14 protein-coding genes are annotated in these 17,883 nt (G+C 46.1%); 12 read left to right on the forward strand and 2 right to left on the reverse strand.

Going from position 1 to position 17,883, the window contains the following annotated elements:
* Nucleotides 1–5 precede the first annotated feature (5 nt).
* The 7 genes from ABGY95_RS05920 to ABGY95_RS05950 all read left to right on the forward strand — a co-directional run bounded on the left by ABGY95_RS05920 (nucleotide 6) and on the right by ABGY95_RS05950 (nucleotide 5,086).
* A complete protein-coding gene (locus tag ABGY95_RS05920) occupies nucleotides 6–620 on the forward strand; it encodes a ribonuclease HII (RefSeq protein WP_347440773.1) in 615 nt (204 codons plus the stop codon).
* A 50-nt stretch (nucleotides 621–670) separates the two neighbouring features.
* Nucleotides 671–1,105 (forward strand): YraN family protein, encoded by a 435-nt coding sequence (locus tag ABGY95_RS05925; RefSeq protein WP_347440774.1) that lies wholly within the window; start codon nucleotides 671–673, stop codon nucleotides 1,103–1,105.
* A gap of 76 nt (nucleotides 1,106–1,181) precedes the next feature.
* The gene (locus tag ABGY95_RS05930) at nucleotides 1,182–1,889 is read left to right on the forward strand and encodes a MotA/TolQ/ExbB proton channel family protein (RefSeq protein ID WP_347440775.1); all 708 of its coding nucleotides are present in this window, start codon (nucleotides 1,182–1,184) and stop codon (nucleotides 1,887–1,889) included.
* 8 nt (nucleotides 1,890–1,897) lie between these two features.
* Nucleotides 1,898–2,299: a biopolymer transporter ExbD gene (locus ABGY95_RS05935; RefSeq protein ID WP_347440776.1), complete on the forward strand. Its 402-nt coding sequence runs from the start codon at nucleotides 1,898–1,900 to the stop codon at nucleotides 2,297–2,299.
* 2 nt (nucleotides 2,300–2,301) lie between these two features.
* Nucleotides 2,302–3,081 carry a hypothetical protein gene (locus ABGY95_RS05940; RefSeq protein WP_347440777.1) on the forward strand — a complete coding sequence of 260 codons (780 nt, stop codon included), beginning with the start codon at nucleotides 2,302–2,304 and terminating at the stop codon, nucleotides 3,079–3,081.
* Nucleotides 3,082–3,360: 279 nt separating this feature from the next.
* Nucleotides 3,361–4,611 (forward strand): beta-ketoacyl-ACP synthase II, encoded by a 1,251-nt coding sequence (gene fabF, locus ABGY95_RS05945; protein WP_347440778.1) that lies wholly within the window; start codon nucleotides 3,361–3,363, stop codon nucleotides 4,609–4,611.
* Between the two features lie 91 nt (nucleotides 4,612–4,702).
* The gene (locus ABGY95_RS05950; RefSeq protein ID WP_347440779.1) at nucleotides 4,703–5,086 is read left to right on the forward strand and encodes a thioesterase family protein; all 384 of its coding nucleotides are present in this window, start codon (nucleotides 4,703–4,705) and stop codon (nucleotides 5,084–5,086) included.
* Nucleotides 5,087–5,106: 20 nt separating this feature from the next.
* Here ABGY95_RS05950 and ABGY95_RS05955 read toward each other — a convergent pair whose 3' ends face one another.
* Nucleotides 5,107–7,377 (reverse strand): FdhF/YdeP family oxidoreductase, encoded by a 2,271-nt coding sequence (locus tag ABGY95_RS05955; RefSeq protein ID WP_347440780.1) that lies wholly within the window; start codon nucleotides 7,375–7,377, stop codon nucleotides 5,107–5,109.
* Nucleotides 7,378–7,525: 148 nt separating this feature from the next.
* On the opposite strand from ABGY95_RS05955, the gene ABGY95_RS05960 reads away from it, so the two are divergent.
* From ABGY95_RS05960 to ABGY95_RS05970, 3 genes are all read left to right on the forward strand, one after another.
* Complete coding sequence (locus ABGY95_RS05960) at nucleotides 7,526–9,196, forward strand: formate--tetrahydrofolate ligase (RefSeq protein WP_347440781.1); 1,671 nt, start codon at nucleotides 7,526–7,528, stop codon at nucleotides 9,194–9,196.
* Nucleotides 9,197–10,290: 1,094 nt separating this feature from the next.
* On the forward strand, nucleotides 10,291–13,794 hold the full coding sequence (locus ABGY95_RS05965) for a DEAD/DEAH box helicase (protein WP_347440782.1): 3,504 nt from the start codon (nucleotides 10,291–10,293) through the stop codon (nucleotides 13,792–13,794).
* Nucleotides 13,795–13,941: 147 nt separating this feature from the next.
* The gene (locus ABGY95_RS05970) at nucleotides 13,942–15,549 is read left to right on the forward strand and encodes a c-type cytochrome domain-containing protein (protein WP_347440783.1); all 1,608 of its coding nucleotides are present in this window, start codon (nucleotides 13,942–13,944) and stop codon (nucleotides 15,547–15,549) included.
* Nucleotides 15,550–16,137: 588 nt separating this feature from the next.
* On the opposite strand, the gene ABGY95_RS05975 is transcribed toward ABGY95_RS05970, so the two are convergent.
* Nucleotides 16,138–16,308, reverse strand: coding sequence for a hypothetical protein (locus ABGY95_RS05975; RefSeq protein ID WP_347440784.1), 171 nt, complete (start codon nucleotides 16,306–16,308; stop codon nucleotides 16,138–16,140).
* 293 nt (nucleotides 16,309–16,601) lie between these two features.
* Between ABGY95_RS05975 and ABGY95_RS05980 the strand changes: the two genes are divergently transcribed.
* Nucleotides 16,602–17,129 carry a transcriptional regulator gene (locus tag ABGY95_RS05980; RefSeq protein ID WP_347440785.1) on the forward strand — a complete coding sequence of 176 codons (528 nt, stop codon included), beginning with the start codon at nucleotides 16,602–16,604 and terminating at the stop codon, nucleotides 17,127–17,129.
* A gap of 490 nt (nucleotides 17,130–17,619) precedes the next feature.
* Nucleotides 17,620–17,883, forward strand: a 264-nt coding sequence (locus tag ABGY95_RS05985; RefSeq protein WP_347440786.1) for a DCC1-like thiol-disulfide oxidoreductase family protein, incomplete at its 3' end; no start/stop codon positions are given.

A 17,883-nucleotide genomic window follows, 5' to 3' on the forward strand; every position in this document is an offset into this window, starting at 1 on the left:
ATATCATGCCAGATCTTGCATATGAGTTAGTGGCTAAAGGTGACGGTGAGTTGGTCGTCGCCGGAGTTGATGAAGCGGGTCGCGGGCCTTTGGCTGGTCCAGTCTCTGCAGCTGCGGTGGTTCTTCCTGAGGGGTACACGCATCCATTGCTAGATGATTCCAAGAAGCTTAGTGAAATAAAGCGTGAGAAAATTTATGAGGATATCATGAATGACAAGCGCATCAAGTGGGGACACTCCTATGCTGATGAAGACGAGATCGACTCAATCAACATTCTCAAAGCGACCCATGCCGCGATGGCTCGTGCCGTCGATCAATTGGGGGAGCCGGATGCTTATTGTCTTATTGATGGTCTGAATGTTCCAGGGTTCCCATACTCTTCACAAGCGATAGTTAAAGGTGACGGAAAGAGCCTTTCAATCGCAGCGGCTAGTATTATAGCCAAGGTGAAGCGTGATCGTCTGATGGTGGCATACGGTAAGAAATTCCCAGAGTATGGTTTCGAAAAGCATAAAGGGTACGGGACTAAGGCGCATCTCGCAGCTTTGGAGGAATTTGGTCCGGTCAGAATTCATCGAAAGTCGTTTGCGCCCGTCGCCCAGTTGATTCTTGAACTGTAGGATTGCATTTGTGGGTTGCTATACTCTATATAGAATTCTACCCTGTTAGGGTGTTGTCTTTTTTATACCGTTGCCTCCCAAGTAAATTGCTGGATCGTCCATTTAGTTTTAAGGTGCGCGGAGTGAAGATGTCACACATTGAGGTTGGTGAGATAGGAGAGAGAATGTCTGTCGCACACTTAAGGCGAAGTGGAAAAAAAATTCTCTATAGAAACTACCGCGGGCCGAAGGGTGGTGAGCTCGATATTGTGGCTAGAGACAGGGATAGTCTGTGTTTTGTGGAGGTGAAAACGAGGCGGAAGCGGGAAGGAAGCAGACCTTTAGATGCTGTGACGCCAGAGAAGCAGGAGTTGATTGAGCGTGGGGCTAGGTCATGGTTAGGGCTGTTGCCTCACAATGAATTTCAATGGAGATTTGATATTGTGGAAGTTATTTTGGAGGAGGGAGAGTTGCCGGTGATTCATGTGGTGGAGGAGGCATTTTAAAAATTTCTTAAGTTTGCTGTAATTTCTGAGAATCGAGCTTTGCACTCAGGCTTTGATTGGGTAATGTGTGCCAAGTATGTGGGATTTAATAACACAAGGCGGGCCACTAGTGTGGGTCCTTTTAGCACTATCTTTTGCTGCGACGGTGGTCGTATTGGAGCGCGTACTTTATTTTCAGAGGAACCGAGTGCATGTAGGTAATTTGGTTTTAGGTTTGGCTAATCATGTGCGAAAAAAAGCCTTTGGGGAAGCTCTTCATGAGGCTGCTCGTGCACCAGGTCCAGTGGCTAGGGTTGCGCATGCAACGCTGATGCGTCACAACTTACCTCGGGCTGACCTGCGCGATATAGCACGTGAAGCGGGCCAATTAGAGGTGCCGAGAATTGAGAAAAATTTAAGAGCTCTCTACACCGTGGCATTGGTCGCTCCTCTTGTAGGGATGATGGGTACAGTGATGGGGTTAATTGAGACATTTGGAGGGATGCAAGAGCGTGCCGGCTTTTCATCAGTTAAAATGATCAACAGTGGTGTGCACGAATGCCTAATCACAACAGCAGTGGGGCTTATGGTGGCTGTGCCAGCTTACTTATTTTACATGCACTTTCTCGGTCGCGCTAAGCGCATGGTACACAGAATCGAACGTGCGGGTATCGAAATGGTCAATGTGATCTGTGATGCACGTGGGGCTACTAGTGATATCGTATCATTTGGTGAAGAGGTCGCGCAAGCTCGTTGGTCCAAGAACAAACAATCAGTGGAAGACAAAGTTTCCTCAGGTAAATGAAGCTTGAGATGTCATTGCCAGAAAGGCCTGGCTTGATGCATGCATTGCCATTGGTGGACCTTTTAGCTTTGGTCATGTTGTTTCCTCTGCTGTCAACATCACTTGCTCCGCAGGCAGGTGTTGAGGTGGAATTACCAGAGACCGACTTTCGTCTCCAGCGAGTTGCTAACCCAATTGTTGTGAGTATCACAGGTGGTGTTGACCCTCAGTTCTGGGTGGGAAAAGAGTTAGTTGAGGAAGATGATTTATTGGCTTTGGTGCAAAAACGAGCTGAGTCCTGGGAAAGTGGGGGAGCTCCGGCAGTTCTTATGCGTGTGGATAAATCAGCTCAGATGCACGGTGTGAATGTGATGCTGAAGCTCAAAAGTGAAGGGTTTCGTTGTCTTTTGGCTGCCAAGCCAATCCAATAAAGATGTTATTTTCCCGACAAAAAAAGTTACAACGTGACCGCCATGCTGGGCTCGTATTTTGCTGGCGGGGTGGTCAAAGTGGTAATCGCGGTGGGATGGTGTTCTCAGTTTTGATTGCGTCGGGTTTGTTTGCTTTGGCTTTTTGGGGAATAAGTCTAGATTTTAAGACAACAAAGCCAGAGTCGCGCAAGTACGCAAAAATTTTATTAGTGGATGAGTTTTCTGCTGAAATGTCTTTGTGGGTTGATCAAAATTCTCCCTTCCCTAGCAGATGGGATCCGTTAGAGGATGGTGCTCATCAGGATAGGGTGGATAGTGAGTTGAATGTGTTGTTTCAACAGATGACCACTCCTCCGAGCCCTTGGTTGGAAATGCCTAATGTTGCTATACCTCTGAGTGTTCCAGCTTTGATAGAACGTGGTGTTGTGGAGTTAGGGAGTTTGCCTAAGGTAATGGTGTATAAACCAAAGAAAGAAGTACTAGAATTAGTGGTGTCTCTGGCAGCACTTGGTGAATTTGAGAAGCGTCAACCTAGGGCGATTTTGCCGATGAATGTGGTTATTCCAAAGCAGGCATATGGTAGCATTTTACGTTTTGTTGTGACTCTGGACGCAAGAGGTAAGGTGGTATTCATAGCGCCATCTGAATGGCGAGAAGGTGAATATGAAAAGAAAATTGAAAACTGGTTGAAGATGCAGCAATTTGCACCATCGAAATCGGATGATCTTGAGGTAGGTGAAGTGTCTATAAAGGTGGAGGTGCGAAACCATGCTGGAAATTAGTTTTGAAGATTTAGCTATCTCAGTGCTGGCATTTTCTATGCTAATGATTGGATTTCTGCTGGTTGGGAGAAATTCTACTGAACGTCAGGTGAGGCGGCGAAGTTTACGATCAATCATTACGTGTGATGTTTGTGGTCATCTCTTTAAGGATCACAGTGCGGATAAGATTGTAGATTGTCCTAAGTGTGGTCGATCCAACCAGCGTGGACGAGATAAGTCTTTAGGATGAGGCTTGCACCTAGAGCCATCGCGTGGATAATCCCTTCAAATTAAATTTTTATGAACGAACGTAGAGTAGTTATCACTGGTATCGGAACTGTTAGCCCTTTAGGAAATGACCTGAACACCACTTGGGAAGGCCTTAAGGCTGGTAAGAGTGGTATAGACTATATCACGCAACTAGACACCACTGACTATCCAGTTAAGATTGGCGGTGAGGCCAAAGACTTCGACCCTAAACCTTATTTTAATGATGCCAAGGATGCGCGCCGCGCTGACCGCTACACGCAGTTAGCTATGGCGGCTTCGAAGATGGCAGTAGAGGACTCAGGCTTGGACCCAGAAGCTGTCGATAAGACGCGTGTTGGTGTCATGGTTGGTTCAGGAATTGGTGGATTGGGGACGCTAGAGCGTGAACACAAGAAGCTTTTGGAGCGTAGTCCAAGCCGTGTCTCACCATTTGTCATTCCGATGATGATCTCTAACATCGCATCAGGAATGGTTTCTATGGAGTATGGCTTTGGCGGTCCTAACATGGCAATCGTAACTGCCTGCGCTACTTCGAATCACAACATTGGAGAAGCTTGGCGCATGATTAAGTTTGATGATGCTGATGCTTTTGTTGCTGGTGGAGCAGAAGCCACAATGCTACCGATGGGGTTAGGAGGTTTTTCTAATATGAAAGCTCTATCTACCCGCAACGACGATCCGCAAACCGCTTCCCGCCCATTCGATACTGGTCGTGACGGCTTTGTGATGGGTGAAGGTGCTGGTGTGGTCATCCTTGAAGAGCTCGAGCATGCAAAAGCGCGTGGAGCAAAAATCTACGGTGAGCTTATTGGTTATGGTGTCAGTGCTGACGCTTACCATTTGTCGGCTCCATCACCTGATGGTAGTGGTCCATGTCGTGCTATTCACATGGCGCTGAAACATGGTAAAATCAACCCAGAAGAGGTTGATTATGTGAATGCTCATGGAACGTCTACTCCACTAGGAGATATTTCTGAAACCACGGCTCTCAAACTAGCGTTTGGCGACCACGCTAAGGATAAGCTTATCGTGAGTTCAACTAAGTCCATGACAGGCCACCTTCTTGGTGCTGCTGGTGGTATTGAAATCGCAGCGTGTTTGATGGCGATGAAGGATAGTGTCGTGGCTCCTACGATCAACTTAAATGACCAAGACCCCCAGTGTGACTTGGATTATTGTGCGAACACAGCGCGTGAGATGAACGTTGATGTAGCACTCTCTAACTCATTCGGGTTCGGTGGGCATAATGCTAGCCTACTAGTTAAGAAATTTTCTGAATAGTTAGGTATTACTTTTACAAAATCCCGCACGACTTTATGTTTTGCGGGATTTTTTTGTCCGTCCATATTGCGGTGTGTGTTAGTTCTCTTCTATGAAAGAATTTCCTATTTATACGCGGCGTGTTCAATTCGCTGACACTGATTTAGCTGGTGTTGTGCACTTTAGTAAAATTCTGTGCTATGTGGAGGAGGCTGAGCACTTTGTTATGCGGGAAGTGGGAGTACCAGCTGTTGATGCATCTGGAGGGTTTCCTAAAGTACATGTGGACTGTGATTATCGTTCGCCTATGCGTTTTGGGGATGAGGTTGAAATAAAAATGCAGCTGGAAAAAGTCGGTGAGAAGTCTTTAGTCTGGGGATTCACTGCGCTGGTTGCGGGTAGTGTTTCAGCTAAAGGGTCATTGGTTACAGTGTATGTGTCAAAGCTTGGTGAATCAGCGCAGATTACTTCAGCTCATCGAGCCCACTTGGCTTAGTTTGAAGAATGATGAGTCACCTACATGAGTTCTAAACTGATTTCGACGGCTTTAGATGTAGGAGTATTGGAGGTGTCCGCTGTGCTGTCGATTGGAACTAGGACATTGGCTTCAGGGAAATAGGCTGCTGCTGTCCCACGTGGCATTTCGTATGGGATGGCAAAGAAGCCTTCGGCGTGGCGCAGTCCATCGCTCCAATGGCTAGTGATTTTCACTTTCTGTACTGGTTTGATGCTGCGCTCAACCATGTCTTCTGGGTTTAGGAAAATCACCATACGTTGGTTACTTATGCCACGGTAGCGGTCATCAAGGCCATAGACGGTTGTGTTGTATTGGTCGTGCGAACGAAGAGTCTGTAAGATGAGGTGTTTAACATTCTTTTTCTGAAAAATACTCAGAGCATGGTTGCTGAAATTCGCCTTTCTGTTAGGTGTGTCCCAAATACGGTTTTTAACATTATTCTGAAGGTAGAATCCACCGGGTTCTCTCACACGAGAGTTGAAGTTCTCGAAGCCGGGGATAGTGGCTTCAATAGCATTGCGAATAAGACTGTAGTCACCGGCAAGTGCTAGCCAGTCGATGGTATTTGTTTTACCTATCACTTTGTTGGCTAGGTGAGCCACGATGGCGGGCTCAGACATTAGATGGGTAGAAATGGGCTTGAGTCGACCAGTGGACATGTGGACGATACCCATTGAATTTTCGCAGGTAATAAACTGCTGGCCAGCTTTCTGTATGTCTATCTCGGTTCGCCCAAGGCAGGGGAGAATGAGCCCAGTTTTGCCTGTCACGAGTTGTGAGCGATTGAGTTTAGTCACCACATGGGCAGTGAGATTACATTTGCGCAGTGCTGCTGCGGTAAACTCTGTGTCAGGTGCTGCTTGCAGAAAGTTTCCACCCATGGCGAGGAAAAAACTAGCATTACCTTTGTGCATTGCTTGGATTGCTTCGACTACGTCGTAACCATGTTTGCGTGGTGACTTGAATTGGAAGGTGCGTTCAAGCGAGAGGTGGCATTCTTCTGGGAGTTTTTCGTAAATTCCCATAGTGCGGTCTCCTTGTACGTTGGAGTGTCCACGGACTGGGCACACACCAGCACCTGTGCGGCCAATAGCTCCAATCAAGAGGTGGATATTTGTGATTTCACGTATCGTATCTACAGAATTTTTGTGTTGAGTGATGCCCATAGCCCAACAAGTTATAAGCTTCTTTTCTTTAGCTATAATTTTATCGGCAAGTCGCTCGATTTCTTCTCTTGAGACACCTGAGTCTTGCGTGATCTGATCCCAAGAGCTCGCAGCACATGCTACTGCGTAGGCGTCAAGTCCTTCAGTATGATCATGGATAAAGTTTCTATCTATTACGGGAATAAGTGAGGCCTTGTCCCGGGCAAAAATGGTCTTAGCGATACCGCGGAATATTGCCATATCACCATTGATTTTGACTTGGAGGTATTGGTCAGCAAGTGGCGATGCTTGGTTGAGCATTCCGGATATTTTTTGTGGGTGAGCAAACCCTAGCAGCCCAGCTTCGCGCAGAGGGTTTATGGCCACTACCTCGCCACCATTGGCAATGCATTTTTCTAAAGAAGCCAGCATACGCGGGTGGTTGGTACCAGGGTTTTGGCCGACACAGATGATGACATCCGCACAGTGAAGATCATCTAGGCTAACTGTGCCTTTACCAATTCCAATAGCGGGAACCAGTGCGGAACCGCTGGATTCATGACACATGTTTGAGCAGTCCGGGAGGTTGTTGGTACCGTAGTGACGAGTGAATAGCTGATATAGGAATGCAGCCTCATTGCTTGTGCGTCCGGAGGTGTAGAAAATTGCCTCATCAGGGGTGTCGAGGCGTTTGAGTTCGGCAGCCATGAGACTGAATGCGTCTTCCCAGCTAATGGGTTCATAGTGGGTTGAGCCATCACGTAGGACCATCGGGCTGGTGAGGCGGCCTTGTTGGTCATGCCAGTAGTCACTTTGTGCCATTAAGTCTGCAATAGAGTGATTTGCGAAAAAGCGCTCGTCGATGATCTTGGTAGTGACTTCCGATGCAATGGATTTTGCTCCGTTCTCACAGAAATCTGTCATAGCTCGGTGATTATCTGGGTCTGGCCAAGCGCATGAAGGGCAGTCAAAACCGTCTGTTTGGTTAAGCTCCAATAAAGCCTTTGTTCCCCGGATTGGGCCAGCGGTCGACATAACTTGTTTGAGTGATGATACGACGGCGGGAGTGCCAGCCGCCCAGGTCTTTGGGTCTTTTACTTTTAGTGGGGCGTCTTCTGATTGCATACTTATATTTATCCTAGAACTTCGACAGTTACACTGATTATATTCACTGGAGAACGCTTATTTTATTCAATAAATAGGTAGGAATATACAACTAGTGTGGGTGAAGATCGATTATCGACAAAAACCAAAAAATCAGCATGATGTTAGAATGAACGATATCGAGATAGCTCAGGAGGCGAAAATGGAAAAAATCATACCTTTGGTGAATGCCAAAATTGGAATTCCAGAAGACACGATGGAGCCTTACGGCAATTATAAAGCAAAGGTGGCATTGGACTATTTAGAAAGCTTAGCAGGAGAGAATGACGGAAAGCTTATTCTGGTAACAGCGATTAGCCCAACCCCAGCTGGAGAGGGCAAGACAACAACGAGTGTCGGACTAACAGACGCTTTGAACAAGATCGGCAAAAAGGCGATGGTATGCCTTCGTGAACCATCTCTCGGTCCATGTTTTGGGATGAAGGGAGGAGCTGCAGGTGGTGGTTACGCACAGGTGGTACCAATGGAGGATATAAATCTCCATTTCACAGGTGATTTTCATGCCGTAGCTCTCGCTCATAATTTACTCTCAGCCTTGATTGATAATCATATTCACCACGGAAATGCACTTGGGATTGATCAACGGAAGGTGAGTTGGAGGAGAGTGGTGGACATGAATGATAGAGCTTTACGAGAAATAACAGCTGGACTAGGAGGGCCCAATAATGGGTTCCCCCGGACTGAAGGATTTGATATCGTCGTGGCAAGTGAGGTGATGGCTATTTTTTGTCTAGCGACTAGTTTAGCTGAGTTGAAGGAAAGGCTTGGCAATATTGTGGTTGCACATACTCGTGCTAATGAGCCAGTGACCGCTCGTCAATTAGAGGCGAATGGTGCAATGACGGTGCTTCTGAAGGATGCGTTTAAGCCGAATTTAGTACAGACATTAGAGGGGAATTTAGCGTTCATTCACGGAGGACCGTTTGCGAATATTGCACATGGTTGTAATACTGTCGTTGCCACAAAAGCTGCACTGAAGTTGGCTGATTATGTTGTCACTGAAGCTGGTTTTGGTGCAGATCTGGGGGCTGAAAAATTTGTCGATATAAAATGTCGGAAGTCAGGGCTACGTCCTGACGCATCAGTGGTTGTGGCAACGTTAAAAGCCATTAAGTTTCATGGAGGTGTGGCATTGAACGATTTAGCGAAGGAGAATCTAGCAGCATTGGAGAAAGGATTAGAAAATCTAGTGCAGCACGTGCGTAATGTGAGAGAGTGTTTTGGAGTTTCTACGGTTGTGGCTATTAATAAGTTTAGTTTCGACACTGTAGCAGAGATAGCTTTGGTGAAGAATAAATTAGCCCATTTGGATGTGCAGGTTGTGGAGTCTGATCATTGGGCGCGTGGAGGAATTGGTGCAGTAGACTTGGCTGAGACGGTGGTGAAGACCATTGATGAGAAGCCAACAGAGCTGCAGTTTACCTATGGTGATTCCTCTACTTTGGTCGAAAAAATGGAGGCAGTGGCCATCAAGATTTATGGAGCTAAGGCTGTGACATTCGATACGAAAGTGGGGAAGAAAATTGCAAAACTTCAAGAGGACTATGGTCACTATCCAGTCTGTGTGGCTAAAACCCCCTATAGTTTTTCTACTGACGCCAGTAGATTAGGGGCGCCAAAGGGGCATATAGTAAAGGTGCGCGAAGTACGTTTGGCTGCGGGAGCTGAATTTATTGTGTTTATTTGTGGTGATGTGATGACAATGCCGGGCCTGCCGAGATTACCAGCTGCAAATCGCATTGATTTGGATGAATCAGGTAAGGTGATGGGCTTGTTCTAGAGTGGCTATACGACTGCAAATGTGATATGCTATGCCTGTCGGCTAGTATAGATTTAGTGAAGCTAGTTATGAAGAATCAGCAGTATTGTTGGAGGGCGGAGACTGGTCGATACGAGCTTTGGATTTCGAGACTTCGATGAATTTTTTTGCGTCTGCTGGATCAGAGTCGTTGCAGAGCTTGTTGGGTATTGGATGTGTCAGAGGCTGAGTTGTTAAAGTCGGCGCTATGATGGGAGATCCGGTTGCTGGGCCCGCAAAGATGGTTTGTATTTGGGAAAAAATATTTGGATAATGCTCAGGAATTTGCTCGTGCGTTTCTTGTTAAGCCTGTGCTTTTCATGAAGGCGATGTGTGTCTATGTGAGCGTATCGGATGCTATGGTTGCTCCTAGCATTAGTGAGAAGTTGGTATGCGCTTTGTTGTTATTTTTAATCTTCTGTAAAACACTGTATTACGGTTGTTTACGTGAAGTGCTGGCACATGTTACATGGGTGTTCAATTATGTGCGATCATAGCGAATTAGCGCTAACTCTTTTACCTCTAGCTACATTTTTGGTTACTGCAGATAATTACCTGATTCGCAGGTGGTACGGCTGTGGTGCATGTTTAATTGTGAATTGCGCCAGAGCTATTGGAGGGGAGAGATGTATTTCAGTTTGGACTATCTCGTGAGCTATTTGTCATACTTTGTGAATATTCATCTAGGAGATATTATAGCAATCAGTTCGGTAGCGGAAATAGGGATGGCTATGACCCCACCCTTCCACGAACTTGGGGATTCTGTGGAATTCTGGGTCGAGGGAATAGGTTCTATTAGCAACGGTAGTAGTATGCGTATAACTCAACTGACAGAGCGTGATCGGTTTATCTAATACTCGGTCTCTGGCGCGATTATTGCATTAGAACGGGAACCACTTGGAATAGTTTTTTGGTAAATTATTTTAAGCACACTTTTTCTTGCACGAAATAGGTTTTCGCTTATAAAGTGGAGTTCCACTGGTCGTAGAATATGAAGGAAACTAGCATATTCTCGATCTTTTTTTGCGCTCTACTAGGATGGGCGCATCAGCACAGAATCAACAACTCACATCCAAATGAACCCGGATAGAGCAACACTCAACTTTCTAAATAGCTTCCCCGAGGAAGCACGCAGCCGCGGCGATGACATCCAGCAAGAGGGAGCCGTTACACAAATCTTTGGTAATCACCTTTTCATTCAAGGACGGGTAGAGGACAAAACTGGAACCTACCGTACAAGCCTCCGACTACAAGGTAATCGCTGGTTCGGTAGCTGTACTGCCGAAGATGAAACCATCGCTGGTGCCTGTCTCTACGCGACAATGATGGAGCGTATGCATCGAGGAGAAGATCTACCAGAGAGCCCTAACGAGTTTGATGACACTCCAGTGATTGACCTCATCGAAGAGAAGCTCGACCGTGAGCTTGACGATAAGGAAGCAGATTTTGTGAGTAAGGTAGAAAAACGCTACCGTCGCTATGTGATCGAAGGGGAAATTCACGACCACGATATGGTGCGACTCAATCCCCGATGGGAGATTGTCACTTATGACCCACTTGAGCTTTGGCCAATGCCTCCGGGCGATATTCTAGAATTCTGGAATTATCTTGCCTACGCGTTCTTCAAGAAGCGTCTTCCATTCCCAGATTTCATGAACGCTGTGACTGACCTTGAGGCAGTACAGAAAAAAATGAAAGACTGGGAAAAGGAGCGTGAAGTGTCAGAATGGTACGAACGTATTGAAGACGTCAACGAACGCCCACCACAGGAAAAGCCTATCCAATGTGAATTCCGTATCGTGAGCACGATGAACGAGGCGCGTGTTGAAATCAACGAAGGTAAAACTAGCTGGTTTATTCTCCGCGAGAAGAACGACATTGAGCGCGTGACTACATTATTTTCCGCCGCCGCTCTTCGTATGGATGCTCAAAGCCAGGTTATATGGGAGCATTACTACGCATTTTATAAGGAAAGTGGGGCAACATCAATGGATCTCGATAATGAGGCTGCATGTCGCTTCATGAACAGACTCTTCCGCCAACCAGCTCTGAAGGGGTATATTGTCAACCTTGATGAGAAATTCTATAAGGTTGTTAATGAACGCCTCAGTTGGGTTTGTGAAGATGATCCATACAACCCAGATAACTTTGCTCTACAATTAGTCACTGAAGCTGGCGAGAATGTTTCTCATTCAGTCCGACTTCTTCCAGGGCGTGAAGAGCTCTACCAGTCCGATGAGACCGTATTCCCGGGACCTCCACGCTGGCTTGATGATACAGATGTGATGCCACGCTATATGATTCCTACCCAGGTTATCGACTCGCTGGAAGGTGTGGAATTCCTCCGAAAAATAGGAGCGAGCCTTCCTGAATCCTTGAAGAAGCGCGTGATGGATCTCGATCTATTCCCTCGCCTTGACATGCGGATTGAGCAGGGACTTACAGCAGCGGAAACTGAGCATCTAGTGGTTGATGTACTGGCGCTTGAGAAAAAAGATCGCCGTACGGAGAAGCTTGTTAAGGAGGGGTGGGATCTCGTGGAGCAAAAAGCAGTTAAGGGAAAACAGCTCCTTCGCTTCGCTCGTGAAGATCTCTATCCAGTTCCAGGGTTGCTCCAGGAAATGGGCCTCACATTCGATGACAAGCTTGAAGAATTTAAGACTCGCGTCACCAAGCTTTTCCCAGAGAAATTTGCTGAGTGGGCAAAGAATTTACCTGAGGCAATGCAGGTGGAAATGGACTTCAAATTGAAGACTCTCCTCGCTGACCCAGTTACGGCAGCAATCCGCTTCGAAGTGGTCAATCAAGATATCGATTGGTTTGATCTTAAGATCGTTATCGACGTGGAAGGTGTGAATCTCTCGAAGATTCAAATACGTCAGCTTGTTGCAGCTCGTGGTGGCTATGTTCGGATGGAAGATGGTGGCTGGATGCGTCTCGAAATCAAGCTCGATGACGATCAGCGCGAAGCTGTTACGCGCCTAGGGCTCGATCCTTTCGATCTTTCTGGTGAGACTCACCGCATGCACGCACTTCAACTTTCAGATCCAAAGGCAGCAGATGTCTTCGATCCAAAGGCTTGGAAGCGCATCAAGGACTCAGCGCACGATATTCAAGTCAACCTCGATACAGAAGTTCCAGAAGGTCTACAGGCGACACTGCGACCTTACCAGATCGATGGTTTCCGATTCCTTACGTACCTCTCAACTAATCGATTCGGTGGTATTCTTGCGGATGATATGGGCCTTGGTAAAACGATCCAGTCTATCACCTACATTCTTTGGCTTCGTCAGCAATCACTTGAGGATGGTCGAAAGCGCCCAGCTCTTGTTGTCTGTCCTAAATCCGTTCTCGATGTTTGGGCTACAGAGGCTGAGAAGTTTGCGCCGATATTAAAAGTGAAGATTCTTCGTACTCGAGACGATCTAGTGATTGACGAAGCTCAAAATGAGCTGGACCTGGTTGTGCTCAACTACGCTCAGCTTCGTGTTTGTGGTGAAGACCTTAATACCATCAAGTGGCTTACTGTTATTCTTGATGAAGGCCAGCAGATCAAGAACCCAGATTCTAAGGCGGCAAAGTCAGCTCGTGAACTCAACTCAGCCAATCGTCTCGTTCTTACAGGTACGCCTATTGAGAACCGCTTGATGGATATGTGGTCACTTATGGCATTCGCAATGCCAGGTGTTCTGGGTTCCCGATCCTACTTCAAGAAACGTTTTGATAAGCGTAAGGATCCGTCTTCGCAGACTCGTTTAGCTGCGAGACTTCGCCCATTCCTTCTCCGTCGTACTAAACTTCAAGTAGCGAAAGATCTACCTCCACGTACAGAAGAAGAAGTCTTCGCAGTAATGGAGGGGATTCAGTCTGACATGTACAAGGCAGAGCTCAAACGTATTCAGAAAGCGCTCCTTGGGCTTGATTCTGATGAAGCCGTGAAGAAGAACTCTTTTGCTATCCTTCAGGGCCTCATGCGTCTACGTCAGATTTGTTGTCACCCTGGTTTGATAGACCCTAAGTTCCTCAGGGAAGATAGTGCTAAAATGATTGCCCTCTTCTACTTGCTTGATCAGCTACGTGAGGAAAACCACAAAGTTCTCGTGTTCTCTCAGTTTGTTTCAATGCTTGATATTATAAAAGCGCGTCTTGAAACAGAGAGTCGTCCATACCACTATCTCACAGGTCAGACAAAAGACCGTAAGGGGGTTATTGAGAGTTTCCAGACGACCAAGGATGCTTCAGTCTTCATGCTTTCACTCAAAGCTGGTGGTGCCGGTCTTAACTTGACCTCTGCCTCCTACGTTATCCTTTACGATCCATGGTGGAACCCAGCTGTGGAGAACCAAGCGATTGACCGTACTCACCGAATTGGTCAGAAGAATAAAGTGATAGCCTACCGACTACTTACTCGCGATACAGTGGAAGAGAAAATCCGCGTACTTCAACACCAGAAGACTGCTCTTGTGACAAACGTCCTTGGTGACGAAGGTTTCGCTAGCACGCTGGGAGTCGATGACCTTCAGTTCATTCTCAACCACGGTGGAGATATGTTCGGGACAGAGGAAGTGGAAGAAGAATAATTTCGTTGTACATAACACACACTCAAAAGCCCGTGCTAGTAAGATAGCTGCGGGCTTTTTTATTATCGGTTTGTAAACTCACAAATGTCGGAATTTGTGGTAGCCTATGCCGATAGAATACTTAATTATTTTAGTATAAAGAATATCATGGACGCACAGGAAACGGATCCCAACTATCTTCTTCAGAAAAAGTTCTATTTACCAGCAATGATCTTTTCATTTGCCTGCATATTGATCGTGGCGTTGATGCCCCTTTTCGGTGAAGTTGGAATGGCGAATGAAAAAACTGCCACCATGGTTGGCCTTTGGGTTAACTTTTTAGGTAAGTTCCATCCGCTCTTTCTCCACTTACCAATTGGAGCGCTTATGTTGGTGTTCCTAATGGAAGGGGCAGGACTAGTGACCTGCGGGCGTTACCGGCCGAATACGACACTAGGTCTCTTTTTTGCCGCATTGACTGGGGTATTTGCTGTGGTATTTGGCTACTGTTTGTACCTCACAGGGGAATACCCTGAAAGCCCACTAGTGCTTGAACACAAGCGCGACGGTATTCTTTTCAGTCTCTTTCTTCTGATCGCCTTTATGGTCAAGTACACGGCAGATGTTAAAGTGAAGGGCAAACCCTTTAAGGGAGTCTATTTCGCTTCGCTTGGTGCAACTGGTATCTTGATGATGTGCGCTGGTCACCACGGTGGTGAGATTAGTCATGGTGACCCTATTGATTCATACCCAGTCACCGTCATGGCTAAGAGGAATGAGCGCCAGAATGCTCCTGTGGTTACAGATCCAGTCGTCTACACGCATTTCGTTCATCCAATTCTCGAGGCAAAATGTATTAGTTGTCATGGTGAAGATAAGCAGAAGGGGGCTCTTCGACTCGATTCTTACGCTTTCATGCTCGAAGGCGGTGAGGAAACGGCCTGTCTAGTACCAGGGGACGTTAAAGAATCTTCACTTGTCACTTATCTCCATTTGCCTGAAAACGATGACCTACATATGCCACCAGAAGGTAAAACTCAAATGACGGAAGAGGAAATACAAATCCTTGAATGGTGGGTTAAAGTTGGTGCGCCGGAATCAGCAAAGCGCAGTGAATTAGAGATTACCCCAGTGATTGAAAAAGCGTTAGCAACTTTGCTCACTTCTGCTCAACGAGAGAAATTAGAGTTAGCGGAAAAAACTGAACTAGCCAAAAAGAAAAAAGCGTATGAGAAAAAGCGTGTTGAGTTAGCTCAAGCTCTGGACGTAGTGAACGCTAAATTTCCGGGCTCATTGAAGTACGTTTCCCAGCAAAATTCAGACCTCAACTTCTCAGCTGTTAGTTACCGTTCTCAGTTTACTGATGCGGACATCGATGTTCTTACACCAGTTTTCAAGGATGTGGTTGAGCTCGACCTTTCCTCCACTCAGATAACTGATGTGGTAACGAGTAAACTCTCCCAGTTTATAAACCTTAAGAAAATTAAGCTGAATGGCACGCAGATCACTGATGTTACCTTAGTGACTCTTTCTGAATTGCCAAACCTCGAGGTAATCAATGTTTATGGTACTCAAGTGAGTGATCAAGGGATTAGCGCACTTGCGGCTCACCCAAGGCTCCACAGGATCTATGTGTGGGATACCAAAGTTTCTGAGAAAGGAGCGAAATTACTAGAGAATGCTTTAAGAAAACGCGTGAGAACTGATAAAGAGAGTCACGTTGATACTGAACTTCCTCAAGTCATTTTAGGTATGGATACTGCGATGAATAGCTAAGTGCTGCTCCATTTTAACGGCCGCGTCTTTTAGGGGTTCGGCCGTTTTCCTTACTGGATATTTGAAGCAGTTTTAATGAGCTCAAGCTCGTTATTTCTAATGAAACCATGTAGATTTTTGAATCTACTAAAGATCCGTGTCTAGCACGAGCTGGCTCGGTTACACTGGGCAAGTTTTGGTCTTGTCCCTAGAATGGGTAAGTGGGCTTTTTATGATTATGGTCGAGTGAGTGGAGGATTGTTACTTGGAGGAGTTAGGGGGATACTTTGTCAGTCATGGCTTTGTAACTGTCGGTATCGGAAGGTTACACAGCTGAATCCCGGGTTTATGCGCCGCTGGCTATTCACATTGTGAAAGCTCCAGGGTTGTAGTCGCGATCGATGAATTTCATTTCTTGGCAACCGAGATTTTCTCTGATTGTTGTGCGCCCGATACACCAGCCCAGACGATAAGTATGTCTTCAAGTAGCCAGCGTATTTGTTTGGAGCTCTGTGATCAGGTCGTCCATAGGTTTATCTAACTGCTCGTATTTACGTTTAAATACATTATTCAGAGCTCTCCTTCAGCTGTGCCATTGGGTACCCCTAGTCAAGGAGTTGGGTGCAGCGGACTCCACGTTCGGTAAAGGCGTCGGGCTAAGAAAAAATTGTTAGTGAATAATTCTTTAGCTGACTGAGTGCCATAGATTTCGTGGTTGTCTTGTGGTTCCTTCTTGAGATCAAAGGCTTGATTGGTGTCAACCGGTATATTGAAAGCCATTTCATATTGGAAATACGCTGCTTGGTTGATCTTAGTGATAGCTACAGTCGCCTTTTTTTACGCTTAGATAGAGATTAGCCAACCTTGTTTAAGCACTAGAGAGCTGTGGCACATTCGAATCGGCATTATAAATCTTGATGAACCATAGAAAGAAAGTCACCGAATCGATCACAAATAAAGAAGGCTAACTCAAGCGGTACAACTATTCATTGAGTTACTTGGAGATGATTGTGTTCTGTGTGATGGGAATTTAAACTTGCAAGTTGATTAGTTTTTCAGTAATTACTGAAATTATGAATGATTTGAGCAATTTCAAAGAGTCAAAAGAAGCCTTCATTGCCCAATGGGGAGCATTGGGATCAAGCTGGGGAATCAGCAGAACCATGGCGCAGGTGCATGCGCTTTTGATGGTCAGTCCAGAGCCGATGAGTACGGACGAAGTGATGGAGGAGCTAGTGATCAGTCGCGGCAACGCCCACACAAACCTCAAGGAGCTAGTCGGATGGGGGTTGATACGCATTATCGTAAAGAAAGGTGAGCGTAAGGAGTTCTTTGAGGCTGAGAAGGATGTCTGGAAGATGTTTACTTTGGTGCTGAAAGAGCGGCAACGCCGGGAGATTGATCCAGCTTTGAACTTACTACAGGACTGTGCGGAGGACACCGAAAATGAAACCACACCTGAAGGAATCGCATTCCACAAGCAGATGAAAGAGCTCGAGGAATTTGCCCATCTAGCCAGCAATGCGGGAGGGAAAATTAGCCGACTCAAATACGGCCCTGCACTCAAGATAATGGCAAAGCTGCTCGGAGTAGCACCATAGAATAAGATTTTTGCCCTTTTAGTGTTGGTGGACTAATTAAACAATAGAAATTAAAAAATGGATTATCAGATAATTCTATACGCTGTGTATGTGTTGGTAGTGTTGCGCTCACAATATGGGTTGCTAAGACGCTGCACAAAAATGGTCGGGTGTTTCTGCTAGAGGCATTTCGCGGTGATGATGCACGCGCCAACGCTGCCAATCATTTGCTAGTCGTTTGGGTTTACCTTATCAATATTGGTTTCATCTTACTTTTCCTGAAATGCAGAGAGCTAGTGCACGTTGCAGTTGGCACACTAGTATAATGCGTGACTAAGCTTGGATTTGTTATCCTTGTGCTCGGTGGCATACACTTCTTCAATATGTATAATTTCGTCAAAATGCGCAAGAAGGGGAGTGCTCCTAAGCGCGTAAACTGTCGTCCAGTTTTCCCGAATCAATAGTCATTTTTATTTGATTTAAACTTTCTAAAATAACTGAAAAAACGATAATGAAAATCAATCAGGGAATACGTTCTATAGTAGTCTACTTCGACGGGAGTTGTGCCATGTGTGGCCGCTTCAAGAATTGGCTAGAGCATCAAGAGCATCTGATAGGAATTGAGCATTTGAGCAATGCATCTGAGGCAGCTAAAGTGGGCTTTCCTGATCTTGCCAAATACGAACCGGAGAAGGCTTTGGTGATTCGTGCCGACACAGGCGAAATCTACAGAGCTGCTGAAGCTACTGTGATTTGCCTCTGGGCGTGCCGTGAG

This window comes from Rubritalea sp. (assembly GCF_039830215.1).
Classification (GTDB): Bacteria; Verrucomicrobiota; Verrucomicrobiia; order Verrucomicrobiales; family Akkermansiaceae; genus Rubritalea.

Coding starts and splice junctions, on each gene's coding strand:
- ABGY95_RS05965 (WP_347440782.1), top strand. CDS start 10,291: ATGAACCCGGATAGAGCAACACTCAACTTTCTAAATAGCTTCCCCGAG.
- ABGY95_RS05920 (WP_347440773.1), top strand. CDS start 6: ATGCCAGATCTTGCATATGAGTTAGTGGCTAAAGGTGACGGTGAGTTG.
- ABGY95_RS05940 (WP_347440777.1), top strand. CDS start 2,302: ATGTTATTTTCCCGACAAAAAAAGTTACAACGTGACCGCCATGCTGGG.
- ABGY95_RS05975 (WP_347440784.1), bottom strand. CDS start 16,308: ATGGCTTTCAATATACCGGTTGACACCAATCAAGCCTTTGATCTCAAG.
- ABGY95_RS05980 (WP_347440785.1), top strand. CDS start 16,602: ATGAATGATTTGAGCAATTTCAAAGAGTCAAAAGAAGCCTTCATTGCC.
- ABGY95_RS05935 (WP_347440776.1), top strand. CDS start 1,898: ATGTCATTGCCAGAAAGGCCTGGCTTGATGCATGCATTGCCATTGGTG.
- ABGY95_RS05955 (WP_347440780.1), bottom strand. CDS start 7,377: ATGCAATCAGAAGACGCCCCACTAAAAGTAAAAGACCCAAAGACCTGG.
- ABGY95_RS05960 (WP_347440781.1), top strand. CDS start 7,526: ATGAACGATATCGAGATAGCTCAGGAGGCGAAAATGGAAAAAATCATA.
- ABGY95_RS05970 (WP_347440783.1), top strand. CDS start 13,942: ATGGACGCACAGGAAACGGATCCCAACTATCTTCTTCAGAAAAAGTTC.
- ABGY95_RS05950 (WP_347440779.1), top strand. CDS start 4,703: ATGAAAGAATTTCCTATTTATACGCGGCGTGTTCAATTCGCTGACACT.
- ABGY95_RS05930 (WP_347440775.1), top strand. CDS start 1,182: ATGTGGGATTTAATAACACAAGGCGGGCCACTAGTGTGGGTCCTTTTA.
- fabF (WP_347440778.1), top strand. CDS start 3,361: ATGAACGAACGTAGAGTAGTTATCACTGGTATCGGAACTGTTAGCCCT.